17 protein-coding genes and 1 tRNA gene are annotated in these 26,880 nt (G+C 57.5%); 16 read left to right on the forward strand and 2 right to left on the reverse strand.

From position 1 onward, the window contains the following. The first annotated feature begins 426 nt into the window (after window positions 1-426). Both AB8C10_RS04260 and AB8C10_RS04265 read left to right on the forward strand, forming a co-directional pair. Entirely contained in the window at window positions 427-2,214 is a 1,788-nt protein-coding gene (locus AB8C10_RS04260) for an ABC-F family ATP-binding cassette domain-containing protein (protein ID WP_368866950.1), read from the forward strand. Window positions 2,215-2,603: 389 nt separating this feature from the next. Further along, window positions 2,604-4,334 carry an ATP-binding cassette domain-containing protein gene (locus AB8C10_RS04265; protein WP_368866951.1) on the forward strand — a complete coding sequence of 577 codons (1,731 nt, stop codon included), beginning with the start codon at window positions 2,604-2,606 and terminating at the stop codon, window positions 4,332-4,334. 136 nt (window positions 4,335-4,470) lie between these two features. Here the strand turns inward: AB8C10_RS04265 and AB8C10_RS04270 are convergent, their stop codons facing one another. After that, entirely contained in the window at window positions 4,471-5,094 is a 624-nt protein-coding gene (locus AB8C10_RS04270; protein WP_005507370.1) for a superoxide dismutase, read from the reverse strand. A gap of 1,445 nt (window positions 5,095-6,539) precedes the next feature. Here AB8C10_RS04270 and AB8C10_RS04275 point away from each other — a divergent pair. The 14 genes from AB8C10_RS04275 (at window position 6,540) to pknB (ending at window position 25,989) form a co-directional block, all read left to right on the forward strand. Further along, on the forward strand, window positions 6,540-7,091 hold the full coding sequence (locus AB8C10_RS04275) for a MarR family winged helix-turn-helix transcriptional regulator (protein WP_368866952.1): 552 nt from the start codon (window positions 6,540-6,542) through the stop codon (window positions 7,089-7,091). Window positions 7,092-7,628: 537 nt separating this feature from the next. Continuing rightward, window positions 7,629-8,153 carry a ferritin gene (locus tag AB8C10_RS04280; RefSeq protein WP_070833136.1) on the forward strand — a complete coding sequence of 175 codons (525 nt, stop codon included), beginning with the start codon at window positions 7,629-7,631 and terminating at the stop codon, window positions 8,151-8,153. Between the two features lie 243 nt (window positions 8,154-8,396). Continuing rightward, window positions 8,397-9,761: a Na+/H+ antiporter NhaA gene (gene nhaA, locus AB8C10_RS04285; RefSeq protein ID WP_368866953.1), complete on the forward strand. Its 1,365-nt coding sequence runs from the start codon at window positions 8,397-8,399 to the stop codon at window positions 9,759-9,761. A 38-nt stretch (window positions 9,762-9,799) separates the two neighbouring features. Continuing rightward, a complete protein-coding gene (lysX, locus tag AB8C10_RS04290; RefSeq protein ID WP_368866954.1) occupies window positions 9,800-13,150 on the forward strand; it encodes a bifunctional lysylphosphatidylglycerol synthetase/lysine--tRNA ligase LysX in 3,351 nt (1,116 codons plus the stop codon). Window positions 13,151-13,498: 348 nt separating this feature from the next. After that, window positions 13,499-15,052: an alanine/glycine:cation symporter family protein gene (locus tag AB8C10_RS04295; protein WP_368866955.1), complete on the forward strand. Its 1,554-nt coding sequence runs from the start codon at window positions 13,499-13,501 to the stop codon at window positions 15,050-15,052. A gap of 200 nt (window positions 15,053-15,252) precedes the next feature. After that, the gene (locus AB8C10_RS04300) at window positions 15,253-15,555 is read left to right on the forward strand and encodes a PLDc N-terminal domain-containing protein (RefSeq protein ID WP_368866956.1); all 303 of its coding nucleotides are present in this window, start codon (window positions 15,253-15,255) and stop codon (window positions 15,553-15,555) included. Window positions 15,556-15,682: 127 nt separating this feature from the next. Continuing rightward, window positions 15,683-15,769 (forward strand) — tRNA-Leu (locus tag AB8C10_RS04305). Between the two features lie 228 nt (window positions 15,770-15,997). Further along, complete coding sequence (locus AB8C10_RS04310) at window positions 15,998-16,864, forward strand: FhaA domain-containing protein (protein WP_368866957.1); 867 nt, start codon at window positions 15,998-16,000, stop codon at window positions 16,862-16,864. Continuing rightward, window positions 16,864-17,328: an FHA domain-containing protein FhaB/FipA gene (locus tag AB8C10_RS04315; protein ID WP_049357192.1), complete on the forward strand. Its 465-nt coding sequence runs from the start codon at window positions 16,864-16,866 to the stop codon at window positions 17,326-17,328. The genes AB8C10_RS04310 and AB8C10_RS04315 overlap by 1 nt, the downstream gene beginning before the upstream one ends. 3 nt (window positions 17,329-17,331) lie before the next feature. Next, window positions 17,332-19,119, forward strand: a complete 1,788-nt coding sequence (locus AB8C10_RS04320; protein ID WP_368866958.1) for a PP2C family serine/threonine-protein phosphatase — start codon at window positions 17,332-17,334, stop codon at window positions 19,117-19,119. After that, window positions 19,112-20,572 carry an FtsW/RodA/SpoVE family cell cycle protein gene (locus AB8C10_RS04325; protein WP_005507381.1) on the forward strand — a complete coding sequence of 487 codons (1,461 nt, stop codon included), beginning with the start codon at window positions 19,112-19,114 and terminating at the stop codon, window positions 20,570-20,572. Before AB8C10_RS04320 ends, AB8C10_RS04325 begins: the two co-directional genes overlap by 8 nt. Then, window positions 20,565-22,004 carry a peptidoglycan D,D-transpeptidase FtsI family protein gene (locus AB8C10_RS04330; protein WP_368866959.1) on the forward strand — a complete coding sequence of 480 codons (1,440 nt, stop codon included), beginning with the start codon at window positions 20,565-20,567 and terminating at the stop codon, window positions 22,002-22,004. Before AB8C10_RS04325 ends, AB8C10_RS04330 begins: the two co-directional genes overlap by 8 nt. Next, a complete protein-coding gene (locus tag AB8C10_RS04335; RefSeq protein ID WP_368866960.1) occupies window positions 22,001-23,758 on the forward strand; it encodes a protein kinase domain-containing protein in 1,758 nt (585 codons plus the stop codon). Before AB8C10_RS04330 ends, AB8C10_RS04335 begins: the two co-directional genes overlap by 4 nt. 47 nt (window positions 23,759-23,805) lie before the next feature. Continuing rightward, window positions 23,806-25,989 (forward strand): Stk1 family PASTA domain-containing Ser/Thr kinase, encoded by a 2,184-nt coding sequence (gene pknB / locus AB8C10_RS04340; RefSeq protein WP_368866961.1) that lies wholly within the window; start codon window positions 23,806-23,808, stop codon window positions 25,987-25,989. Between the two features lie 249 nt (window positions 25,990-26,238). On the opposite strand, the gene AB8C10_RS04345 is transcribed toward pknB, so the two are convergent. Beyond that, a complete protein-coding gene (locus tag AB8C10_RS04345) occupies window positions 26,239-26,871 on the reverse strand; it encodes an aminodeoxychorismate/anthranilate synthase component II (protein ID WP_368866962.1) in 633 nt (210 codons plus the stop codon). Window positions 26,872-26,880 lie beyond the last annotated feature (9 nt).

Consider the following 26,880-nt stretch of genomic DNA (forward strand, 5'->3'; position numbering starts at 1 on the left):
CCTAAAAGGAGGGGCGGCACCGCTTGGTGTCGTCCCTCCTTTTGCGTTCTCTAGGGGGTATCGGCACTTGTCAGAAGGTTTTGCGGGAGGGTGTTTGACGCAACACCCGCGCGCTTCCTATGCTGGAGTCCTCAGCTCCCTTTTACTGCTACCTCGTTGCAGAGGTAGCCGGCGGGGCTGAACGCAATGTTTGACCGAAGCCACCTAAGGCACGACCGGGGCGGTATTCGGAATCTAGGAGGCATCAAAGAAATGACCCACCGAGCATAAGCCCGGATCCAACAACACCAGGTCAATGCGCTTTTATGCGTCCACCCCACTACTCGGGCTTACGTGTACCTACAGACCGCGCTCGGGTTTTTCATGCCTTCACGCCTTCACGTGCGCTGGCGGGAATCCGAGCACCCATTCGAAGGAACTCGGCCCATGCCACACCACATTACACTCGACCATATTTCGTATGCGCATCCGGGTGAGCCCCCACTTTTCACCGACCTTTCCGCGGTATTTTCTGCGCCACTCACCGGACTTATCGGCGATAACGGCGCCGGAAAAACTACCCTCTTCAGACTTATTCTTGGCGACATAAACCCTAGTCAAGGCATAATCAGCACCCCACAGCGCATAGCGTACCTACCGCAAGATTTAGGGTTGAGTGGGCATCAGCATCTTGCCGATATTTTTGGAATTACAAAAATACTGCAGGCGCTTGATGCGCTGGAATCGGGCGACTATTCCCCCAGCCTTTACGACACCATAGGCGACGCCTGGGATATTGAAGAACGCACCCTCGCAGCCCTTGCCGAACATGGTTTTGGTCCTGCCCTCACTACGACCGATACACAGGCCCGTCGCAACCTTCTGATGCGTCCCCTTAGCACCTTTTCAGGTGGTCAGACGGTCACAGCCGCACTCGCCGCGCTTCTGTATTCAGACCCAGAGTTCATTCTGCTGGATGAACCCACGAATAATTTGGATTCTTTGGCGAAGAATCGGCTTTATACAGCTCTTGAAACCCTCACCTGCCCGGCGCTCATTATTAGCCACGACCGCGATCTACTGGAGCGCGTAAACGTGATTGCCGAGCTTCACGCTGACCGTCAGGGACTGGCTCATCTACGCATCTTCGAAGGTAACTACAGCACCTACCGGCAGGCACTGGAGACCGAACAGCAGGCAGCTCAGCGTCGCGTCACCGAGGCGAAGAGTGAGGCACGTAAGGCTGAGCGTGAACGCGCCGAGAACCAGATTAAGCTCGATCGCAACACCCGCCGAGGTCGCGAATTTGAACGGTCAAAGCGGAAACCTGGCATGGCTATGGGCCTGGATAAGAACAGTTCAGAGCGCTCTGCCGGGAAACTTCATACAGCCCACGAAAGCATGGTGGCGGATGCGCGTGCGGCAGTTGGAGAAGCCCAAGAGAACCTGCGCGTGCAGGAGCGTATCTATCTGGAACTTGCTCAGGATGCGCTCCCGCTGGGACGGAAAGTACTGGAATTACATCGGGTGGAGAACGACTCTTGCGCATCTACACCGCAGAGCGCCGACCTTAAGAAGGCATACACCCAAAACACCGTTTCACGTGAAACACAACCTTATAAAGTTGATTATCTGCTTCAAGTCCAAGATTTTCCCGAGGTTCTTATCCTGACCGGACCCGAACACCTGCACATCACGGGAGCAAACGGCAGTGGCAAGACTGTGCTTCTCAATGCGATAGCGCACGCAAATGACCCTGACTACCGTTCCCCAGTGCCACCTGCGTACCAAGTGCTCTACCGTCTGGACAACACCGCATACCTGCCGCAGCGTATCATCCTCGACCCGCAGCTCACCATCCTTGAAACCGTACAGAGGGCGAATCCCGGTGCGAGCGAACAGCATCTGCGTGACCAGCTGGCGCGCCTGCTCTTCCGTCGCGAAAGCGTGCATCAGCGCATTGGGGATTTATCCGGAGGTGAGCGCTTTCGTGCCGCACTGGCGACGGTTCTGCTCACCGTCCCGGTGCCGCAGCTTCTTCTGTTGGATGAGCCGACGAATAACCTCGATATTTCTTCGGTGGATTGGCTGGTGCAGGTGCTGAACCTGTACACGGGGGCAATCATCCTGGTGAGCCACGATGAGGACTTCTGCCGCCGCATCCGCATTGACCGCACACTCAACCTTTCGGCAAAAACCCTCGGGAAGGAACCATTCAGGGAATCAACATGCTGAATCTTCTCCTACATGGGAGGGTGCTTGACCCGCCGCCCATATAGTTCCTATGCTGGAGTCCTCAGCTCTCTATCTGCGCTACCCCATCGAGGGGGTATAACCTAATGAGCTGAATGCAATGTTTGACCGAAGCCACCCAAGGTACACCCGGGGCGGTATTCGGAATCTAGGAGGCATCAAAGAAATGACCCACCGAGCATAAGCCCGGATCTAACAGTTTTTTCGCGCGCTCACGCAGTAGCTCTACAGACACGTTTCCTGCGTGTTCCAATCAGCGCGCATTCACCCGGGCACAGGTACATCCACCGTTACGCTCGGGTTTTTTCATGCCTTCACACCTTCATGTGCGCTGGTAGGAATCCGAGCACCTACTCGAAGGAACTCGGCCCATGTCATTTCACATTACACTCGACCATATTTCGTACGCGCACCCGAGTGAGCCCCCGCTTTTTGTGGACCTTTTGGCGGTGTTTTCGGCACCTCTGACCGGACTCATCGGCGACAATGGTTGCGGAAAAACAACCCTCATGAGGTTGATTTTGGGCGATTTGACCCCGGAATCCGGTTCTGTGGTTGCGCCGGAACGCATGGCGCATCTGCCTCAGGATTTGGGTCTGGATCGGGAACAGACCCTCGCTGAGCTCTGCGGAATCTCCGAGATTCTGCAGGCGCTGCAGGCGGTGGAATCCGGTGAATACTCCCCCGAACTCTACGAGACCATCGGGGATAACTGGGATGTTGAGGAGCGCACTCTGGCAGCCCTGGCGACCTACGGTTTCACCCCTGCGGCACTGGTTGATCGCGATAGTCCGGAGGCGGTTCGCGCACTCTTCGCTCGCAGTATGCACAGCTTCTCCGGCGGTGAGGCGGTCATTGCCGCACTTGCCTCACTGATGAGTTCTGACCCCGAGTTCATTCTGCTTGACGAGCCGACGAACAACCTGGATTCCGCGGCGAAGGCTCAGCTCTTCACGGCGTTGGAGGCACTGCCCTGCTCCGCGCTCATTATCAGCCACGACCGCGATCTGCTGGAGCGCGTGCACGTGATTGCGGAGCTTCACGCCGACAGGCAGGGAGTGGCGCATCTGCGCCTCTTCGAGGGCAACTACAGCACCTACCGCCAGGCGTTGGACACCGAGCAGCAGGCGGCTCAGCGTCGCGTCACCGAGGCGAAGAACCGGGTACGTTCTGCGCACCGTGAGTGGGTGCATGCGCAGGAGATTATTTCGAAGAACATGGCGCAGGTGTGGAAGGACGACCAGCCGGATACGATTCTTGCCCTCGCCAAGGACGCCTCACGGCAGGCGGCGGCGAAGCTTCGAGTTCTGCGCGTCGGCAAGCAGGAGCAGGCTCAAGAGGAATACCAGAACGCTCAGAATGAGGTCCGCGTGCAGGAGAAAATCTATGCCGAACTGAGCCAGCAACCCCTCCCCGCGGGACGTAAGGTACTGGAGCTGCACAGGGTTGATGGCCACCGGGTTTCACGTGAAACATTTGCCATTCAGCAACCCACCAAGGTTGATTCTCTGCATATTTCACCCGCCGAGGCTGATAGCGAGAGTCAACAGGGAACCCCGGCGGAGCGCCCCGAGCACCTGATTCTCAGCGGCCCCGAGCACCTGCGCATCACCGGCGCAAACGGTAGCGGCAAGACCACCCTCCTTGAGGCAATTGCCCACGGAAAAGACCCGGAGTACCGCTCCCCCGTGCAGCCCGCCTACCGGGTCGACTATTGCCTCGACGGGGCGTACATTCCGCAGCGCATCACCCTCGACCCGCAGCTCACTCTCCTGCAGAGCGTGCAGCGGGCAAACCCCGGCGTGAGCGAACAGCATCTGCGTGACCAGTTGGCGCGGCTACTTTTCCGCCGCGAGAGCGTGCACCATAAGACCGGTGAGCTCTCCGGCGGTGAGCGCTTCCGTGCCGCGGTGGCACAGGTGCTTCTGGCGGATCCGGTACCGCAGCTACTCATGCTGGATGAGCCGACGAATAACCTCGATATTTCCTCGGTGGATTGGCTGGTGCAGGCGCTCGAAGCATACACCGGCGCGCTCATCGTGGTGAGCCATGATGAGGATTTTTGCCGCCGCATCCGCATTGACCGCACGCTGGCACTCTAGGGCTCAGCCCTGAACCCCGCGGAGCAACATCTGAATACAACAAACGGGTGCCCGGCACCTCCGAATATTGGAGGCGCCGGGCACCCGTTTCAGTTATCTCACCGCGGCTACTTCACCGCGCTGACGAAAACTTAGATTAGAGGACCAGGCCCTTGGTCTGGGACACTGCGCGCTCGAAGCGAGCCTGAACGTCAGCCCAGTTCACAATGTTCCAGAATGCCTTGACGTACTCGCCCTTGACGTTCTGGTAGTCCAGGTAGAATGCGTGCTCCCACATGTCCAGCTGCAGAACGGGGATCAGTGCAACGGAGATGTTGCCCTGCTGGTCGTAAAGCTGCTCGATGATGAGGCGCTTGCCAACGGTGTCCCATGCGAGGATTGCCCAGCCGGAGCCCTGAATGGTCAGTGCAACGTTGGTGAAGTGCTCACGGAACTTGTCGAAGGAGCCGAAGAACTCGTCGATTGCTGCTGCCAGCTCGCCGGTGGGCTTGTCGCCGCCCTCGGGGGACAGGTTGTTCCAGAAGATGGAGTGGTTGGTGTGGCCACCCAGGTTGAACGCCAGGTCCTTGGAGAGCTTGGAGACGTTGCCGTATGCACCGTTCTCGCGTGCCTCTTCAAGCTGCTCGAGAGCTGCGTTAGCGCCTGCAACGTATGCTGCGTGGTGCTTGTCGTGGTGCAGCTCCATGATCTTTGCGGAGATGTGGGGCTCGAGCGCCGCGTAGTCGTAGGGGAGCTCGGGGAGGGTGTACTTTTCAGCCATGATGATGCCTTTCATTAGAAAACTTGGCTTGTATTAAAGATTACCAGCGTAGCGTTTACTTTACTTTTCACGAATTGGGGAGCGTCACATTTGCGCACCAACCTGCACGAGCCTGTGGATTTTAGGTGGCAGCTTTTCCCCACACCTGTGGATAACCCTGTGTATCAACAGGCTTTTCAGGCTTGGCACCCCATTCTGCCTTGAAATACCGGGGTATGCACTCATGTGAATAACAGTGCTGTAAGTTCTCCACACTGTGGATAACTACTGTGGATAACACCCCATTTTGGGGATGCGCGGGGGATAAACTGCAGAATTTTTGCCCTCAATCGAGGCGTTTTTCCCTCTACTAGCCAAAATATTGAGCCCCAAAAGAGGCTCTGAACAGCCTTATACGCTTCTTCTAGCCCGAGGCGGTGGATTAAGTGCACAGGGTTATCCACAGGTGTGGAAATTCTCGGGTTCCACGGATTTAAAGGTGAAAAGGTCTTCTGTTTAAGAATTTACCCTCGGTTTTAACGCCCGTAGAAGCCTGTAATTACAAGAATTTCCCTGCTGCACCCTCATTTTTAACACTCAGCGAGCTCGATACCGCCTCCATAAAATCACACGCGTGTAAGTTCTCCACACTGTGGAAAACCTCTGTGGATAACCATTTCGGCACGATACGGCACAGCAGAACTGCAGCCGCACGGTACAGATGTGCACACCGCCCCATACGTCCTTCCCCCGGCTCGCACAGCACCCTTGTCGGCGCCCCTACATGAGGGCAAAGAAAAAGAGCATCCGCCGCGGGATGCTCTTGGAGTGAGTTGATAGAGATTCGAGTTAAAAAGATACGGTACGGAATGCAGCCCAACCACGAACTGCACCCGCACCGCACATCCGTCGGTAGAAATACGAGTTACTCGTACACCGACGACAATCACCGATAAATAGAGAGTCGAACCTATCGAAGCGAGCTTCCGGTCTCGCCTCGGAGGCTTCCTTCGACCCCGTTATGTAATTAGTGTACACGGTTTCATTACGGTTGCAAAGCCAAAACCATGATTTTCTTAAAATTTTTGTTATCGTTTCGTTATTTTTCACTCCTGGCAACCTCTTTGCACCCCTCAGAATTTTCATTCACACCCCTAAAACCCTTGATATTCCGCGGAATTCGGCTCGATGCACGAGTGTGCTTCTTGGTACGTTCTCATCTATACTTGTACCGGAAATCTTTTTAAATATGTCGTGTATCACCTACCTACCCAAGGTTTTTGCAGTCACTGCGTGCAAAAAGATGACCCTAGCACCCTCTAAAAAATTAGCACCAAAGTGTCAACCATTACTTGACCGTACCAATTTCAGGTTGCGAGTAAGACCTTTCGCTACAATGGGTGCCAACACACCGCATCTCCCATTAATAAGGGAGCTCCATATCCGATAAAAGAGGAACCAATCCCGTGTCCACACCAACCACGTCTGCGCAGCGGTCCGAAAATACCGCACACAGCGAATCCATCCAGTGGCTCTCCCCCCAGGAGCGAGAAGGCTGGCTCTTTATCAGCTCCATCATTTTCAACCTCACCCGCAAGCTGGAAAACCAGCTGCAGACCGAAGCCGGCATTAGCTTCGTTGAATACATGGTGCTCGCGATGCTCTCCGAGTCCAAGGACAATTCCTTGACCATGACCGAGCTGGCAATTACTACCAACACCCTCCCGGCACGTCTCTCCCGCGTCGTGGCACGCTTGGAGAAGGACGGATACGTCCGCCGCTCCCTCAGTGCAGAAGATCGCCGCGTCAGCATCTGTCACCTGCTCCCCGCAGGCGAGCAGAAGGCGCAGGAGGTCGCACCCGGCCATGTTAGCGAAGTACGCCGCCAGATTTTCGACCACCTCACCACTGAGCAGGTTGAGCACCTCGCAGAAATCGGCGAGGCAGTCCTCGGCAACACCCCCTCAAACGTCATCTCCATTGATGCACTGAAGCGTGGGGACTACCCCACACAATAACCTCCTCCACCTGCCCTGCGGGTGAGAGTTGAGAGAACCAGAGATAAGGCACATTCCCACCGGGAACGTGCCTTATCTCTTTAACAAATCTCTTGATCAGGCCCGTGTAGCCGCGAGCGCTACAGCACGCGCGAACCTTAAAACCCCCTAAAGTAGCCTCAAAGTAGCCCCAAGCACCGTCATCTGCGAAGAATTTTTAAAAATTTTTTACGCCGTAACGCACCGCCCAGAAACGCCGGATTATCAGCTACCGGGCACAAATGCATCGTGTATGTGCGTGGGAAATCTAGGCGATTCATGCCGCCTTAAACCGCGAAATATCAAGGGAACACACCTAATACCACCCAAACCAAAGGGTATATTCAGGTCACCCACACTAAGGGTAGTGGTGACAATATGTCAGGAATACCTTATCTACCCCACCGATTAGCCTTTTCTCTCTGTACACAACCCACTGCACGCCGTACGATAAACATCAACAGGTTGCACCGCGCCATCCGGCGCCTACGAAGCAATCACCATATAAGGAGAAACCATATGTCTAAGTCTTTCTACGACCTTCTGAACGAGCAGATCGGCCACGAGTTCGCAGCATCTCACCAGTACCTGTCCATGGCTATCTGGCTCGACGGCGAAGACCTGCCCCAGCTGGCTAAGTTCTTCTACCGCCAGTCCCTCGAAGAGCGCGAGCACGCACTCATGATGGTTCAGTACAAGCTGGACCGCGGCCACAAGGTCGAGATCCCCGCTGTTCCCGCCGTGAAGAACGACTTCGAGAACGTCCAGGAAATCGTTGACCTGTCCCTGGCACAGGAGAAGGCTGTCACCGGTCAGATCGAGGCTCTGTTCTCCGCAGCACGCGCTGAGAACTACGCACTGGGCGAGCAGTTCATCCTCTGGTTCCTGAAGGAGCAGGTTGAGGAAGTTGCAACCATGGAGACCCTCGTGACCGTTGTAAAGCGCGCAAACGGCAACCTCTTCGACCTGGAGAACTACGTTGCACGCGAGCTGGCACACGACCACGGCCAGGAGTCCGGCGCACCCGCTATCGCAGGCGCATAATCTCATATTCGTGCGACTAGGCCCCTAGTCAAACCCGCAGAATACCTGCAGAATATTTAACGTTCCGCCCTCCCCGCACACCGCGGTGGGGGCGGAACGTTTATGCATATAAACCCTAAAAACACACCGCAGTGCACCGTCCAGGAGCTAAAAGCCGCCAGCGGGTACTCGAATACTCATACAGCGCAGAGTAAACTTAAAAGCCTTAGATGCCGCATAATATCGCGGCAGAAAGAGGAGAGAATGACTCACACCAACCCAGATACCCTCAGCCGCGGCTCATATAGCAACTCACGCCGCGTAGCCGACATTCTGCGTGCAGAATCCGTCGGCGGTACCGTACTTCTGATTGCGACGGTGCTGGCAGTAGTACTCGCCAACACCCCCGCCTCCACCTTCTACTTTGGTCTGCGAGACACCGTGGTCGGCCCGGTTATCCCCGGCTTCAACCACCTGCAGATGAGCATCGGAACCTGGGCGGCAGACGGTCTGCTCGTCGTTTTCTTCTTCCTCACCGGCCTGGAGCTGAAGAAGGAATTCGTGATTGGTGACCTCAAGTCGCCTTCCACCGCTATTGTGCCGATTGCGGCTGCCTTCGGTGGCGTGGCGGTGCCCGCGATTATCTACACGGCGCTGAACTTCACCAGCCCCACCGCACTGCACGGCTGGGCTATCCCCACCGCAACCGATATTGCGTTCGCGGTGTCTGTTCTCGCCGCCGTGGGTACTTTCCTCCCCTCGGCGATGCGCGTCTTCCTGCTGACCCTGGCTGTGGTTGATGACCTCATCGCAATCTGCATTATCGCGATTTTCTACACCAATAACTTCCACGGCGAGTACCTGCTCTTCGCGCTGATTCCCCTCGCCCTGTTCGCGTTCATCGCATACCGTGGCGAGACCATGCTGCACCTGAAGCCGCTCGCCGCATGGGTTCTGCTGCTGCCCCTGGGCATTATCACCTGGGCGCTCTTCCTCGAGTCCGGTATTCACGCCACCATTTCCGGTGTGGTTCTGGGCTTCCTGGTGCCCGTGAAGATGACCGCACGTTCCGAGGCGGCACACGCAGAACACGGCCTGGCGGAGGTGCTGGAGCACCGCTTCCGTCCCCTCTCCACCGGCATCTGCGTGCCCATCTTCGCGTTCTTCAGCGCGGGTGTGGCTGTAGGCGGCTTTGAAGGCCTCGGGCGCGCCCTCACCGACTCCGTGGCAGTCGGCATCATGGTTGCGCTGGTTGCAGGTAAGACCATCGGTATTTTCGGCACCACCTGGCTCGTGACTCGATTCAAGAACGCTAACCTCGACCCGGACATCGCCTGGATTGACGTGGTCGGTCTGGCTGCAACCGGCGGTATCGGTTTCACCGTGTCCCTGCTGGTCGCTGAGCTGTCCTTCCCGCACGGCTCCCCGCACACCGAGGACGCCAAGATTGCGATTCTCGTTGGCTCTGTTCTGGCTGCCGTTGTGGGTGCGGCTATCCTGTCTCGCCGTAACAAGCACTACCGTGCCCTGGCTGAGAAGGAAAGCGTGGACGCTGACGACAACGGCATCCCCGATGTCTTCGAGGGCACCTACCGTGACCCGAAGGCTGAGCCGACCCAGAACTCCTAAGGTCTAGTACCTTCCCTACACCCCGATTCCCGCTGATAATGATGTCTCACCGCACTACCTCACGTCGCCGTCCAGCACGAGCAGAGCAGGCACCCGCGCCTCCCTCAAGGTATGCAGAGATATCAGCACGCGTGGTAATCGGGGTGTATTCTTTTGCCGCGCTACTGACCACGTTCGCGTGGATTATTACTCCTCTGCGGCACGGCCGCGGCTTCACCTGGTGGGAAGTCACCGCCGATCTGCTGAATATTCCCTCCACGCACACTCTGCCCAGCGCCATTACGATGATTGTGATGGTTTCCGGGCTGATTGTGCGCAAGCGTGCCGCCCTCATAGCCGCCATTGTTTTTCAGGTGCTGGGTGTGCTGCTTGCGACCCATAGCGCCTTCACGCTGGTGTTCCCTGAGGGAATCATGCATAAGGACCGTATTTTCTCCTCGACGGTCGATACGCTCTCCATCGTGTTTGCGTGCGTGCTGGTGCCGTTCCTCTTCTCGATTCGTTCGGCGTTCCCGGCGCGCATTGGTCGCCTCTCGTGGGCGGGTGCGGCTGCAACGGCAGCTGGAGGCATCCTGCTGACTACCCTGGTGCTCTGGTACCTGTGCCGTATCGGCGTGTGGGAGCCGCTGCGTTCCATCACCCCGTGGGAGCTACTTATGCACGGCATGGGTATTGAGCGTACCCATCCTGGCGTGTGGGCTGCCGATGTGGTGGGTTTCTTGGCGTCTTTTGGCTACGGTGCTTCGCTGGTTGCGGCACTGTACCTGTTGGCGCGCGGTTACCGCGCCCCGGACGCGTGGACCGGCGAGAAGGAATTGAAGATTCGCGCCCTGCTGCAGCAGTACGGTGCCAATGATTCGCTCTCCTACTTCGCGACGCGTCGCGATAAGCAGGTTATTTTCTCGCCGGATCAGAGGGCGGCGATTACGTACCGTTCGGTTGGTTCGGTGTGTTTGGCGTCGAGTGACCCTGTGGGTGACCCGGATTCGTGGGATGCCGCGATTGAGCAGTGGATGTTGCAGGCACGCAGCTACGGCTGGGTTCCTGCGGCTCTGAGCGTGAGTGAGGCGGGCGCGCGCGCCTACAACCGTGCGGGCCTGTCGATTATTCAGATGGGCGAGGAGGCGGTCCTTGAGGCGGACCGTTTCACGCTCAATGACACATCGATGCTGCCGGTGCGTCAGGCGGTTCAGCGTGTGCGTCGTGGCGGGTACACGGCGCAGATGCGCCGCTTTGCGGAGCTGAACGAGCAGCAGCGTCAGCAGGTGGCGGAGAATATTTCGGCGTGGCGTCATGGCCGCGTGGAGCGCGGTTTTTCGATGGCTCTGAACCGTGTAAATGATCCGGCGGATTCGTCGTCTCTGCTGGTTTCGGCTCATGATGAGACTGGTCATATGGTGGCTCTGCTGTCGTTCGTTCCGTGGGGTCCGACCGGTCTGTCGCTGGATGTTATGCGCCGCTCCCCCGAGGCACCTAATGGTGTGGTGGAGTTTATGGTGGCGTCGCTGATGGAGCAGGCGGCGTCGCTCGGTGTGCGTCGGGTGTCGCTGAATTTTGCGATGTTTGGCCATATTTTTGAGGCTGCCGATCAGGTGGGTGCTTCGGCGTGGAATCGTTTCGCTTCCCGCTCTTTGGGCGTGCTGGATCGTTTTCTGCAGTTGCGCCGCCTGTATCGTTTCAACCTGAAGTTTGCTCCGCTGTGGGTTCCTCGCTTTTTGGCGACGGAGCCGACGTTGGCGATGGTGAATGTTGTGGTTGCTTCGGGTATGGCGGAGGGCTTTTTACCGAATCTGTCGGCTCGCCGTTTGCAGGATCAGGAGCAGGTTCTTTCTGCAGATGAGTTGGAGGCTCTTCGCCAGTTGCAGGTATCTGCTGTGGAAGAGCTTCCTGAGGTGTCGCGCAGCGATCAGACTCAGCATCGTCTGCGCCATTTGGAGGCGCTGCGTGCGGCGGGTATGGAGCCGTATCCGCTGGGTGGTTCTGTGGGTAGTACTGGCGCCACTGTACTAGGTGTGAAGGATACCCTGCGTATATTCTCTTCTAAAAATATTCCTAATTTGGAATTTATAGTTTCGGGGCGTGTTCGCGCGCTTCGCAACCATGGTGGAGTCCTCTTCGCAACCCTGATTGAAGAAGGCGAAACCCTGCAGGTCGTGATGGAACGAGCCCTGATGGGCGAGCGCCTGTTGAGCCTCGCCTCCCATGACCTGGACACCGGTGACATCATCACTGTGCAGGGTACTTACGGGGCGAGCCGTAACGGCACTCGATCGCTGATTGCCACCTCCTGGAGCATGGCGTCGAAGAGTCTGCACCCCATCCCCTTTGATTCGTTTACCGACCCGGAGGCGCGTCTGCGTCGCCGTTCCACGGACCTTTTGGTGCATCCAGATCAGATGCAGAATCTGCGCCTGCGCACGGCGGTGATTAAGGCGCTACGTACCCGCCTGGATGCGGAGGGTTTCCTTGAGGTGGAGACCCCGATTCTGCACACGGTGCACGGTGGTGCGAGCGCGCGCCCGTTCCGCACGTACATCAATGCCTATGGTGAGGACCTGACCCTGCGCATTGCACCGGAGCTGTATCTGAAGCGTCTGGTGGTGGGCGGTAGCGGTCCGGTGTATGAGTTGGGTCGTGATTTCCGTAATGAGGGTGCTGATGCGACCCATAACCCGGAGTTTACGGTGCTTGAGGCGTACCGCCCGTATGCGGATTATGTGCAGATGCGTGAGTTGACGGAGCGCCTCATCAAGGATGCCGCGCAGTCGGTGTTTGGTTCGGTGTCTTTGCCTCTGGGTCATAAGGCTTCGAGCGAGCGCGTTGTGCGTGATGTGTCGGGTCCGTGGCGTGTGGTGTCGGTGTGTGATGCCCTGTCGGAGGCGCTGGGTCGCCGCGTGGATGTGCAGACGGACTTTGAGGAGTTGCTGTCCCTGGCACAGCAGCACGGTGTGCGTGTTCATGAGGGTATGGGCCCGGGCGCCATCGTTGAGGAGCTGTATGGTGAGCTGGTTGAGGCGCATACGGTGGAGCCGACGTTCTATACGGATTTCCCGGCGGAGACGAGTCCGCTTGCGGCGCCGCATCGCAGTGTTCCAGGTTTGGCGGAGCGTTGGGATTTGGTGATTAACGGTATGGAGATGGGCTGCGCTTACTCGGAGCTGGCGGACCCGCTGGTGCAGCGTGAGCGTTTGACGGAGCAGTCGTTGAAGGCGGCTTCGGGTGATCTGGAGGCGATGGAGGTGGATGAGGATTTCCTTTACGCCTTGGAGACGGGTATGCCGCCGACGGGTGGTTTGGGTCTGGGCGTGGACCGTTTGGTGATGCTGTTGGCTCAGACGCAGATTCGTGGGGTGTTGTCGTTCCCGTTTGTGAAGCCTGAACGCTCATAACCCAACCGATACCTCCGCTTATTTACTATGCCCGGTGCGAGGTTTTGTGCCTTGCGCCGGGCTTTTCACACCCGCCTCCACGCCTGCCTCGCCGGTATGGCTAACACCCGCACGGAGTCTATATTTACTCTGCCCATATATTAAGTATTCGTTACATTTTGGATTGGGCCCCTTTTTTAAGTTGCCGAGCGGGGGTTGCACCCGACACAATGGGGTGACTAATCATGCGGAGTGTATTTGGCTCCGCTACGCGGCGTGAGTCCGCACCACCCAGCAATGTAGCCCACATGTTCTCCGTCTTCCGGGTTTGAGCGTGCGGGCTTTTTGCTTTCAAGATTGGAGTACCGAGTGGATTTTCTTCTGAATATCATCGGGGACATTAATGAGCAGACTGCGGGACTGACCTCCTCCGTGGATGCTGTGCAGAACTGGATGTGGAGTAACTTCCTCTACTACGCTCTGATTGCGGCTGGTCTGTACATTACGATTCGTACTCGCGGTGTGCAGTGGCGTTCCGTTAAGGAAATGGTTCGTGTCCTGGGTGACCCGGTTGCTCGTGAGGCTGACGGCAAGAAGAGCATTTCTTCGTTCCGTGCGTTTACTGTTTCGGCTGCTTCTCGTGTGGGTACCGGTACTGTTGCGGGTGTTGCTTTGGCGATTGCTATGGGCGGCCCGGGTGCTGTGTTCTGGATGTGGGTTATTGCTGCTGTTGGTGCGGCGTCCGCTTTTGCGGAGTCCCTTCTGGGTCAGCTCTACAAGGAGCGCGGTAAGGATTCCTACATTGGTGGTCCGGCGTACTACATGAAGCGCGGCCTGAATGCTCGTTGGATGGGTTACATCTTTGTGGCGTTCATTGTGATCACTTACGCGTTTGTGTTTGTGGCGGTTCAGACGAATGCTGTGGTGGATGCTGCGGCGAACTCGTTCAATATTGATGTTTCGGGTACTAACTCGATGGGCTTCCGCATCACTATTGGTCTGATTATGGTGGCGCTGACTGCGGCTATTATTTTCGGTGGTATTCGCGCGATTTCTTCGGTGACTGAGTGGCTGGTGCCGATTATGGCGGTGCTGTATCTACTGTTGGGCCTGCTGGTTGTTCTGCTGAACATCACTGAGGTTCCGAATATGCTGCTGATGATTTTCCAGGGTGCTTTCGGCATTAAGGAGTTCGTGACCGGCGGTACCATGGGTGCCGTGATTTGGGGTATGAAGCGCGGCCTGCTGACTAATGAGGCAGGTATGGGTACTGCTCCGAACGCTGGCGCGACCGCTACTATTTCTCACCCGGCTAAGCAGGGTTACGTTCAGACTCTGGGCGTTTACTTTGACACGATGATGGCGTGTACTGTGACTGCGTTTATTGTTCTGCTGTCGAACCCGACCTATGGTGATCGTTCGCGTGGTGCTTCGCTGACTCAGTCGGCTTTGGCTATGCAGCTGGGCGATTGGGCGGTTCACTTCCTGACTATCGCTATTTTCATGTTTGCGTTCTCGACTGTGATTGGTAACTACTACTACGGCGAGTCGAACATGCGTTTCGTGACTGAGCGTAAGCTGCCGATGACTATTTTCCGTGTGCTGGTTCTGGCGTTCGTGTTCTTCGGCGCGATTTCTTCGCTGGATCTGGTGTGGACTACCGCGGATATGCTGAATGCCGGCATGGTGATTGTGAACTTGACGGCCGTGCTGCTGCTGACTCCGAAGGTGGTTGCGGTCTTGAAGAACTATGAGGCTCAGCGTAAGGCTGGTTTGGAGCCGATTTTCAAGGCTTCGGATATGCCGGAGATTAAGAATCTAGCGGCGTGGGATGGCACCGATGCGGTGACTACCCGTGAGTTCTGGGCTGAGTATGATGCGAAGGTTGCTGAGCGTCGTGCTGCGAAGAAGGCTAGCCGCTAGTTTGTGAGCCGCGCGTAAGATTGCATGTAAGGCATTGTTGGAGGGCCCGTCCTGCTGTGTGCGGGGCGGGCCCTTTTGCGTGTCCGAGGCGCGTATTGGGCAGCCCGTCAGCGGTAGGCTCTGAACGCCTCCTTGGACTACCCTGAGGGCTTGTGAGCTCCTCCGGGTCTGTATCCTTAGGGAGGATATTAGGAGGGTTTATGGATTGGCATGCCGTACTGGAGCTGGTGGTCACGGTTATTTTTCTGGCGGGTATTGCGTTGGCGCTACTGTGCTTGGTGACGATTCACCGGAACCCGCATTTTTCGGAGGTGCAGAAGTTGAAGTGGCTTCTGCTGGTGCTGTGTCTGCCGTATGTGGGTCCAGTGACGTGGTTGTTGCGTGCGCGTATGGAACGCATCGATCGGGAGCGTGCTGAGCAGGAACGCGGAGCGCCGACTTCTGCGGCTGCTTCCGAGGTGACTGCTTCCGATACGGCAACTTCTGAGGAGGGCGGCTGGTAACGGCTCGGGGTTCTTTCTGCCCCCACTACCAGCAAGTAACGAAGGTCACACTCTCTCAATTGGACAGCGCCGCGTGCAGTCCGTATAGTTTTATGTGTTGCCTGCGGTGATACACCGTAAGACACATGCGCGAGTGGCGGAATAGGCAGACGCGCACGGTTCAGGTCCGTGTGCCCGTGAGGGCGTGGGGGTTCAACTCCCCCCTCGCGCACCAACGATCCCCGGTTCGAAAGAACCGGGGATTTTTTCATATCCATAACCAATCCCCCGCTAAATGACGGGGTTCCAGAGCGATGGCGAGTGCATCACCTAAAATAGAATCGGGTGTGTTCATTCACAGGACACACAGCTAACGCACAGACACGCTCGTTAAACTGAGCCTTTCGGATGAAGACCGTTTGCGCGGTCTGTTGCTCGGAATGGTCGTTGAGAAGGAGGCGGCATGAAGTTTTTCGACAAGCTGGGCAAGCTGGAGCAAGGCATCGGTCGCACTGTCGGCCTTTCCAAGGGCTTCGGCACCTTTGCAAAGGCGGATGTCGCTAACCGCGTCCGCATCATGATGGATGACGAGTCCTACGTGGACGGCAGCGGTCGCACCATGGCTCCTAATGTCTATACTCTCCGTTTCGCGCCGGTCGATTTCCCGCGCGTGCGCGAGTGGGGCAACCCGTTTGCTGTTGAGCTGTGCGATTTGGCGATTTCGCACGCCCGCGCGCAGGGTTACACCCTCATTGGCGCGGTTCGCGTGACGTTCAACGTTCTTGATTCTCTCTCTGAGGGCGAGTTTGAGGTTGTTGCGACTTTCGAGCCGTTCTCTGTGCCGGAGGCTCCGGCGTCGCCGTCTCTGCGCGGTGCTACTAACTACGCGCCGGTGCGTCCGCCGCGTGAGTCTTCTTTGCCGACCCGCATTACGAAGCCGGCTACTCAGCCGGCGCAGCCCGCACCGAACCCTGCGCCTCAGCAGGTTCCTGCGGCGCACCCAAACATGCCTGTAGCACCCCCGGCAACGGCCGCACCCCGTTTCTTCTTGGAGATTGAGGGCCGCATGCACCCGGTGAACCACCTGCCGTTTGTGCTGGGCCGCGGTTCTGATGCTGATCTTCGTCTGGATGATAAGGGCGTTTCTCGCCGTCACCTGCAGCTTACGATGCAGGGTGGTGCGGTGGTCGCCTCCGATATGGGTTCTACTAACGGCACGTTGATTAATGGTGCGCCTCTGCGTGCGCCGGTGGTGCTGGCGAACGGTTCGCTACTTCGTATGGGTAATACCCGCATCATCTTCCATAGTTCGACCGGAGGTGTCCGTTAATGGCATCTGAATTGACCGTTACTATCCTTCGTTACGCTTTTCTGGCTCTGATTTGGTTCTTTGTTTTCCTGGTGGTTTCGGCGGCTCGCCGTGACCTGGGCTTGGGTAAGAACTATCGTGCGGCACCGGTTGATGCGGTTCCGGAGGCTACCCATATTGCGCCTCCGCCGACTCGCCCTTCGCAGCTTGTGATTACTGCGGGTGCGCAGGCTGGCGCTATGATGCAGCTGGGCGACCAGCCGATTACTATTGGCCGCGCTAATGACATTGAGGTGTCCCTGCAGGATGATTACGCCTCGGGTCGCCATGCGCGTCTGTTCCCTCAGGGGTCCCGTTGGTTCCTGGAGGATTTGAATTCTACTAATGGTACGTTCGTCAATGGCGAGCGTCTGACTCGTGCGACCCCGATTGAGCCCGGTGATGATTTCCGCGTTGGCGGTACCACCATGCAGTTGAGGGGCTAGTGTATGAAGATTGCTTTTCGTTTTGAGGCCCGCTCTGATACGGGTCTGAAACGCTCGAAGAACGATGACTCCGGCTACGGTGGTCGTTTCCTTGCTGTCGTTGCTGACGGCATGGGTGGCCACGTGGGCGGCGATGTCGCGTCGGCTACGACGGTTCTGAACCTGACTCCGCTTGATCACCCTGATTTTGAGGATGGTACCGGCAGCGTTTACCTGGCTGATGAGATTCAGAGCGCGAACCTGATTATTAATGAGCTGGCGGCGAATGATCCGCAGCTGGCGGGTATGGGTACGACCTGTACTGCCCTGCTGATTGACGGTGACTGCATTGAGCTGGCTCATATTGGTGACTCGCGTGCGTATCGTCTGCGCCCGGGTGCTGATGGTGAGTTTGAGCAGATTTCTACTGACCATACCTTTGTGCAGCGCCTGCTCAATGAGGGTCGTATTACCCCGCAGGAGGCGGAGAACCACCCGCATAAGAACGTGATTATGCGCGTTCTGGGTGACGTTGATGCGTCCCCCGAGCTGGAGTTGAAGACTCTGGACGCTGTTCCCGGCGAGCGCTGGGTGCTCTCTTCGGACGGTTTGGATGCTGTGGTGTCCCTGTCGGAGATTGAGCAGGTCATGCGTTCTACCGATGACCTGTCGGAGATTGCTGACACTCTGATTGCGATGACTTTGGAGCGTGGCGCTCCGGATAACGTGACGGTTGTGTCTCTGCAGGTGATTGACCGTGAGGTTCTGCCGGTGGATGAGCCGGTGGGTCCTTCGAGCCTGCCTGAGTCTGCTCTGCCTGATTCGATTGTGGCGGAGCAGGAGGTCAGCACGAACACTCAGAAGCTTCCCGAGGTTGCTGCCACGGCTGAGGCTGCTGAGGCTTTTTTGGGTGAACACCGTGATGAGGACTCTGAGGAGCATCGTCGTCGGTCGTTGCGCCGTTTCCGTCGTGCTCGTGACTTCTCTGGCACCCTGCTGCACAGTGGTTCTGGGGCGGTTCGTCACCATATCGGTACGTACGATAACGCCGTGGATGCGGCTCTTACGAATGCTGCGATTTTGCGTAGCGAGTTGGGTTCCCGCCCGCATCAGCTGGTTGGTGCCGCTTCGGTGGCTACTGAGACCGGCATGATTCCGGCGGTGACTTCTCGTACCCTGGAGCATCGTGCAACAGTGGCTCAGCGTGTGCCGTTGAAGGTTGAGTCTGATGAGGCGGCCCTGCCGGCTGAGCTGGAGGAGCTGATCGCTGAGGATACTGAGGAGCGTTCGCGTCCGCGGTCTTGGCCGATTCGCTTGTTCATTGCTCTGCTGGTTGCGGCTGTTTTGACGTTGGCTGCGTGGACCGGTCTGCGCTATGTGGAGCGTAGCTACTATGTGGGTGAGAGTGACGGCACGGTTGCGGTGTATAACGGTATTCCGCATGCGTTGGGCCCGATTCGCCTTTCTCACGTGGTGGAGAATACCGATATTCCTACGAGTGAGCTGAGCGATCATACGCGTTCTTTGTTGCGTAATGCGATTACGGCGAAGGACCTGGATGATGCGCACCAGATTGTGACTCGTTTGAAGACTCAGGCGGATCAGTCTCGTGAGAAGGCGGAACAGGCCGCTGCGTCTGCTTCCGCTTCTGCCTCGGCATCTGCGTCTGCCTCGGCATCTGCTTCCCCGAGCTCTGAGGCGCCCAGTGAGGCTCCAAGCTCTGGGGCACCGAGCTCTGATTCGGCATCCCCGGCTCCTGAGCCGGCTTCTTCGGAGGCTCCTGCTGCGGTAGGCGGTGAGAACAATGGCTAAGTTCTCGTTCCGTCGTGAGTCGGATGCGCCTCGTGCACGCCGTTTCACGGAGCTTTTCCTGCTGGTTTTGGCGGTAGGTATCAGCTCGTTCGGCATGTACCTGATTGATCCGGAGCATGCTTTTGATACGTCGAAGAGCCAGTGGCTGCCGTGCACGGTGGTGCTGGGTGCCGGTGCTCTTCTGATTCACCTGGTCATGCAGTTCCGTGCGCGTTATGCTGATCCGTTTATTCTGCCGCTGGTGGTGGCCCTGAACGGCATTGGTTTGACCATGATTTATCGTCTGGATCCGCAGATTGCGGCTCCGGTGGGTGACGGTCAGCTGATGTGGACTGGCGTGTCTATGGTGCTGTGCGCGATTATCGTGTTTGTGCTCAGGGATTACCGCCTGCTGCGTAAAGTCACGTACACCTCGCTGGTGCTGTCGATGATTCTGCTCATCATGCCGCTGGTTCCGGGTCTGGGTATGGAGCTCAATGGTGCTCGTATTTGGATTCATATCGGTAACCGCACGTTCCAGCCGGGTGAGGTCGCGAAGATTACTTTGGCGATTTTCTTCGCCGGCTATTTGGCGACGCACCGTGACCTGATTCTGGTGGCTGGCCGCCGCATCGGCCCTATCAATCTGCCGCGTCTGCGTGATTTGGCGCCGGTGTTCTTGGCGTGGATTGTGAGCCTGGGTGTTCTGGTGTTCCAGAAGGACCTTGGTTCGGCAATTATGTTCTTTGGCCTGTTCATGGCGATGCTGTACCTGTCGACCGGTCGTATTTCGTGGCTGGTGGTTGCGGGTATCGGTATGGCTGTGGGCGGCTATTTCGCGTACCACTATGTCTCGCACGTGCATGCCCGTATTTATGCGTGGGTGCACGCTTTTGATCCGGAGATTTACCAGGCGTCTCCTGGCGGTTCGGGTCAGATTCTGCAGGGCGTGTTTGGTCTGGCTTACGGTGGTCTGTTTGGCCGCGGTTGGGGTCAGGGCCGCGCGAACCTCGTCCCGTACGCTAACTCGGACATGATTATTTCCTCGTTGGGTGAGGAGCTGGGCCTGGTTGGTCTGGGTGCGATCCTGATGATGTTCATGCTCCTGGTTTCGCGCGGTTACCGTGCGGCGTTGGGTACTCGTGATGGTTTCGGTAAGCTGCTGGCTGCTGGCCTGTCTACGGTCATGGTTCTGCAGCTGTTCGTGGTGATTGGTGGCGTGACTCGCTTGATTCCGCTGACTGGTCTGACGACTCCTTTCATGTCTGCCGGTGGCTCCTCGTTGGTGGCTAACTGGATTATTGTGGCGCTGTGGCTGTCGATTTCTCATAGTGCCCGCGCACCTCACCTGGTGGCTGGTTATGATGCTCCGCAGGGTATTGACCATGCGGACACTAGCTACGAGCCGGAGGGTGCTACTAGCGTTCTGGCGCGTATTACGGCTAAGGATTCTGGAGGTGAGAAGAATGGATAGGGCTATTCGCCGCATGTGGATGTCTGCCGCATGCGTGTTTGTCCTGCTGATGGGTACCCTCAGCTATATTCAGTTCTTCGATTCGAAGACGCTGATGAATAATCAGTGGAATTCTCGAGCGCTCTACGACAATTACGGTTCGGCACGTGGTTCGATTGTGGTTGACGGTACGGAGATTGCTTCGTCGGTGAAGTCCGATGATGAGTACAACTACCAGCGTGTGTATAACCACCCGCTTAAGTATGCGGCTCTGACGGGTTATTTCTCCACGATTTATGGCGCGACCGGTTTGGAGGCTGCACTCGATAAGGAGCTTGCGGGTACGAGCGATAGCCAGTTCTACGACCGTGTGGCGCAGCTGTTTAGCGGTTCTTCCGCGCAGGGCGCTAGCGTGGAGCTGACCATCAATTCGAAGCTTCAGGATATTGCCTACAACGCTCTGCAGGGCCGTAAGGGTGCTGTGGTGGCGTTGAACCCGAAGACCGGTGAGATTCTAGCGATGGCTTCCTCGCCGTCCTATGATCCGAATCTTCTGTCGGCTCATACGAGCTCTTCGGTTCTGGCGAATTACCAGGCGCTGACTTCTGACGAGGACAGCCCCCTGTTTAACCGTGCGATTGCGGGTAACACCTATTCGCCGGGTTCGACGTTCAAGATTATTGATGCGGTGGCGGCGCTGGAGTCCGGCAAGTACAACGCATCTTCGGTCATTCCGAACCCCGCACAGTTGCCTCTGCCGGGCACGACCATCAGCCTGCCGAACTATACGGGCGGTCAGTGTGGAACCCGCACTCAGGCGACGATTGAGTGGGCTTTGGCTCAGTCCTGCAATACGCCTTTTGCGCAGATTGCGATGGATCTGGGTCAGGAGCGTATCGCGAAAACTGCAGAGAATTTTGGTTACGGCCAGGATTTGAAGATTCCTTTGACGGTTTCTAAGTCGTCTTTCCCGTCGAATCTGACGCAGAGCCAGTTGGCTCAGTCGGCGATTGGTCAGTACGACGTGAAGACCACTCCGCTGCAGGTGGCGATGACTTCTGCGGCGATTGCGAATGGCGGCGTGCAGATGAAGCCGAACCTGATTCGTTCGGTGAAGACCAGCAACCTGAGCACTTTGCAGGAGTTCTCTCCTGAGAAGCTGCGTACGTCCACTAGTCCTGAAATTGCTAACCAGGTGAAGCAGTGGATGGTGAATGCGGTTGATAATGGTATTGCACGTAATGCTGGTGTCTCCGGTGTTAAGGTGGCGGGTAAGACCGGTACCGCGGAGACCACGGCAGGTTTGAATAATTCTTGGTTTACCGGTTTCGCGCCGGCTGATGATCCTCAGATTGCGATTGCTGTGGTTTATGAGGATATTGATGTGGCGACCGGTGCCCAGTTGGCAACCAGTACTAGTAAGCAACTCTTTGAGGCGGTGTTGAACAAGTGAGGCCTGCGGCTGATATCACTTTGGGCGGGCGCTACACCCTAACCGAACGTATCGCGATTGGCGGTATGGGCGAGGTGTGGAAAGCTCGCGACAAGGTGCTTGGACGCATCGTTGCGGTCAAGATCCTCAAGGAGGAGTACACCGGTGACCCGGGCTTCTTGGAGCGCTTCCGCGCTGAGGCCCGTAATACGGCGCTGTTGAACCACCCCGGCGTGGCGAATGTTTTCGACTACGGCGAGGAGGATAACTCCGCGTACCTGGTCATGGAGCTGGTGCCGGGTAACCCGCTTTCGAGCATCATCGAGCATGAGACTACCCTGCCTCCGGACCGTGTTCTGAACTTCATTGCTCAGACCGCTCGCGCGTTGGCTGCGGCTCATTCGCAGGGTCTAGTGCATCGTGACGTGAAGCCGGGTAACCTCATCATCACCCCGGATGACCGCGTGAAGGTGACCGATTTCGGTATTGCTCGTCTGGCTAATCAGGTGCCGTTGACGGCTACCGGCCAGGTGATGGGTACCGCCCAGTATTTGGCGCCGGAGCAGGCGACCGGTCAGGCGGCTACCGCCTCGTCGGATATGTACTCGTTGGGCATTATCGGTTATGAGTGCCTGGTGGGTCGTCGTCCGTTTACGGGTGAGTCGCAGATTGCGATTGCGCTGGCTCAGGTGAATGATCCGCCGCCGCCGCTTCCGGAGACCATTCCGGCTCCGGCTCGTGCGCTGATTATGTGCCTGCTGGCGAAGGACCCGGCTCAGCGTCCTAAGGATGCGACCGCCCTGGCGTCTGCGGTGGATGCGATTCGTCGCCGCGATCTAAAGGCTGCGGTGAAGGCTGTCCCCTCTCTGGCTCAGTTCTTGGCTGAGGAGAACGCTGACGACGCGACGGTTGCGATGACCGCGATGGATGTTGCGGCTGAGCCGATTAGTGCTTCTGCTGCTCCGCGTTTTGGTTCTGGTGGTCGTTTCTCGCCGGAGCCGACGACGGCGCCGATTCCTCGCACGAGTGAGCAGACGATGCGTCCGGCTTCGGGCCGTGTGAAGTCTACTCCTGCTCCTGCAGCGAAGCGTGGCCCGAACGTGTGGATGTGGGTTGCTCTGCTTCTGGCAATCGTACTGATTGCTGGCGGTATTTGGACGGTCCTTTCCTCCAATAATGGTGGCGGTTCGTCTGATCCGGTTCCGAGCGCTTCTTCGTCTGCTGTTCCGACGAATACGGGTACCGTTTCTACGGTGGAGCCGACTGAGTCTGCTTCTGCCCGTGCCGCTAAGCAGAAGGTGACCGTCAACGCGATTAACTATGAGGGTCGCGAGCTGCAGGATGCGGTGAACGAGCTGAAGAACCTTGGCTTGTCCCCCAAGACTGAGGGTGTTGAGTCGACTCAGCCGGAGAACACGGTGATTTCGGTTTCTCCGACGGGTACTTTGGAGCAGGGTAATAGCGTGACTGTTCGCTATTCGACCGGTCCGAAGTCGGTGACTTTGCCGTCGAACCTTGAGGGTAAGAACGTTGACGAGGCATCGAAGGCTGTTGCCGCTCTGGGTGTGAACGTTTCTCTGCATTATGAGAATTCGGACACTGCGGCCCCCGGTACGGTGCTTCGTACTACCCCCTCATCTGGCACCAAGGTCACGGTTGGTAGTAATGTAGACATGTATGTGGCCTCTTCCAGTTCGGGTAGGGGTTCGAGTGCGAGCGCTTCTGCTGCACCGTCTGCGTCGGCTTCTGCTTCCGCTTCTGCGTCGGCGCGTTAGCCCCTACGTTTTGATTTAGTTTTAGTCTTAGTGATCCAGGAGAACTTATGGACCTGTCGGTTCCCGACACGGTTGATAACCGTTACAAGGTACTCGAGGTAATCGGTACCGGTGCGATGGCAACCGTTTATGCTGCTGAGGATACTCGCCTCGGCCGCAAGGTTGCGCTTAAGATTCTGCGCCCGGAGCAGGCCCAGGACGATACGTTCCGCGCACGCTTTAAGCGTGAGGCGGAGGCTGTGGCGTCTCTGAACAATCCTGCGATTGTTGCTGTCTATGACACCGGTTCGTATAACCCCTCGCAGGATGGCAAGGAGTCTGACTCTTCGGAAGAGGGCACCGCTATTCCTTATATCGTGATGGAGTACGTGGAGGGTCACACCCTGCGTTCCATCCTGTCCCGTGGCGGCCACCTGCCGGTCCGTGATGCTTTGGGTTATTCCGAGCAGCTGCTGGGTGCTTTGCAGTACAGCCACTCGATGGGCATTATTCACCGCGACATTAAGCCGGCGAATATTATGGTGCTGGAGCGTACCAGCGAGGATATCGCTAAGGGCCAGCCGGGCCAGATTAAGGTCATGGATTTCGGTATTTCCCGTGCCATTGAGGAAGCTGGCGAGGCGCTGACCAAGGCTAACGTGGTGATGGGTAGCGCACGCTACATGTCCCCTGAGCAGGTGAGCGGCAAGGATGTTGACGCTCGTAGCGACCTGTACTCTGCTGCCTGCGTGATTTACGAGATGATTGCTGGTCGTTCTCCGTTCGATGCTGAGTCGAATGTTGACCTGGCGGCTAAGCACCTCTCTGACACCCCTGAGCCTCCGAGCAAGTTCACCCCGCTTGAAGTTCCGGCGGGTCTGGATGCTGTGATTCTGAAGGGTCTGGCGAAGAACCCGGATGAGCGTTATCAGAGCGCGGCTGAGTTCGCTCAGGCTCTGGTGTCGGTTGTTCGCCCGGGTGAAGAGACCGTGGTTCAGGATGCAGCGATGACTACTGCTTTCGTTCCTTCGGCAACTACCGCCTCCCTAGGTGATGACTACGCCCCGTACACCACCTCGATCACTGAGGCTTCGGTGGAGGACGGCGGCCTCAACGGCTTCTTCGAGTATGAAGACGATGAGGAGCTGTACGACGATGAGGAGTACGCCGAGTACGATGAGTCTTCGCCTCGTAAGCGTGCGTGGGTTCGTTTTCTCGTGGGTACTCTGATTGCGGCTCTGCTGGTCTTCAGTGTCGGTTCGGTTCTGTACTACCAGAACAAGCTGAACGAGGTTCCGCAGGTTCCGGTTCCGGCTGTGGTGAATGTTTCCCGCGATGATGCCGATAACCAGCTGCGTAACTTGGGCTTCGTGCTGGAGTACCGTCAGGGCTATTCCGACAATGTGAAGAAGGGCGACGTTATTAGCGTTGAGCCGGGTGTCGGCGCAAAGGTTAATAAGGGCTCGACTGTTGTTGTGACTGTTTCGAATGGTCCGGAGAAGGTCAAGCTGCCGGATAACCTGCAGGGTCAGAGCGAGGCGTACGTCCGTAACGCTCTGAAGGATCTGGGTCTGGTGGATGGCCGCGTCTCCACTGTGGAGAGCGCCTCCGTTCCTGCCGGTATGGTTGTGGAACTGTCCCCGGAGAAGGGTTCGACCGATGATAAGGGTGCTCAGACCGTTGAGGCTGGTAGCACCGTGAACATCGTCCTGTCCTCCGGTAAGGTGAAGGTCCCCTCGCTGGTGGGTCTGACCAAGGATCAGGCTATTGCTGCTCTGACTGCTCAGGATGTTCTGCTGAACACCAACATTGAGACTGTTCAGACTAACGAGCGTCCTGCGGGCACTGTGCTTTCGCAGAGCTCTGCGGCGGGTACTCTGGTGGCTCAGAACAGCACTGTGACGATCCGTGTGGCGGCTACTCCGACTCAGACGACTGCTCCGACTCAGCAGGCTACTCAGCCTGCGGCGGCAACCGGTAACCAGAACGCTACTACCGGCAACCAGAACTCGGCTGCGACCGCTAACCAGCAGCAGCGTTCTACCGCGGCTAACCAGCAGGCTACTCAGCCTGCGGCGGCAACCGGTAACCAGAACGCTACTACTGGCAACCAGAACCAGCAGCGTTCTACCGCTTCGGCTACTCCGGCACCGGCTGCGTCCGCTACTGCGGGTACCCGTACGATTCAGGGTACTAACGCGAATACCAATGCCAATGCGAACAACGCTAACGCTAACGCGAATGCCCGCTAAGGGGTTCTAGCGGCTAGCTATATAAGGGGCGGCGCTCCACACCGTTGGGTGTGGGGCGCCGCCCCTTTCGCGTGCCTGTGTGTGCTCCTGTACCTGTGATTGTCCGTGTGTCCGGGATTGTTTATGCGTATGGCTTTGCTCGCCTCTATAGGCCCAGATATAGCTATCGCCTCCAGTTTCCCTGTAGCGTGTCTGCTACGGGGCTTCTGGAGGCGATATAAGCCGTTGGGGGCATCTAAGGCTAAGGTACTAAGCCATGAGGGGTGAGAGGCTCTTAGAGCGCTCTGCGGCTCCCTGCAGACCGGTTTCTTCGAGCCAGTTGCCGAGCATGAGGTATCCGCTTTCGGTCAGGACCGATTCGGGGTGGAACTGCACGCCGTGCATGGGGGCTTCGCGGTGGCGCAGGCCCATGATGATGCCGTTGTCGGTGGTGGAGGTGGTTTCCAGGACCTCGGGCATGGTTTCGGGCACAACTGCCAGGGAGTGGTAGCGGGTCGCGGTGAAGGGGTTGGGCACGTCCTTGAATACGGAGACGTTTTCGTGCACGAGGCGGGAGGTCTTGCCGTGCATGAGTTCGGGGGCGTGGGTGACGGTGCCGCCGAATGCTTCAGCAATGGCCTGGTGGCCGAGGCATACGCCCAGCAGCGGCTTCTTCGCTTCGGCTGCCCAGCGGATGGTGTCGATGATGACGCCTGCCTCTGCGGGGGCACCGGGGCCGGGCGAGACGAGCACGCCGTCGTGTTCTTCGGCGAGCTTGATGACTTCGGCGAGCTCGTATTCGTCGTTACGGATGACGGTGGTTTCGGCGCCGAGCTGCTGGATGTAGCCGACGAGGGTGAACACGAAGCTGTCGTAGTTATCGATAACAAGGATGCGGGTCATGGCACGTCC

This window comes from Rothia mucilaginosa (assembly GCF_964210535.1).
Taxonomy (GTDB): Bacteria; Actinomycetota; Actinomycetes; order Actinomycetales; family Micrococcaceae; genus Rothia; species Rothia mucilaginosa_F.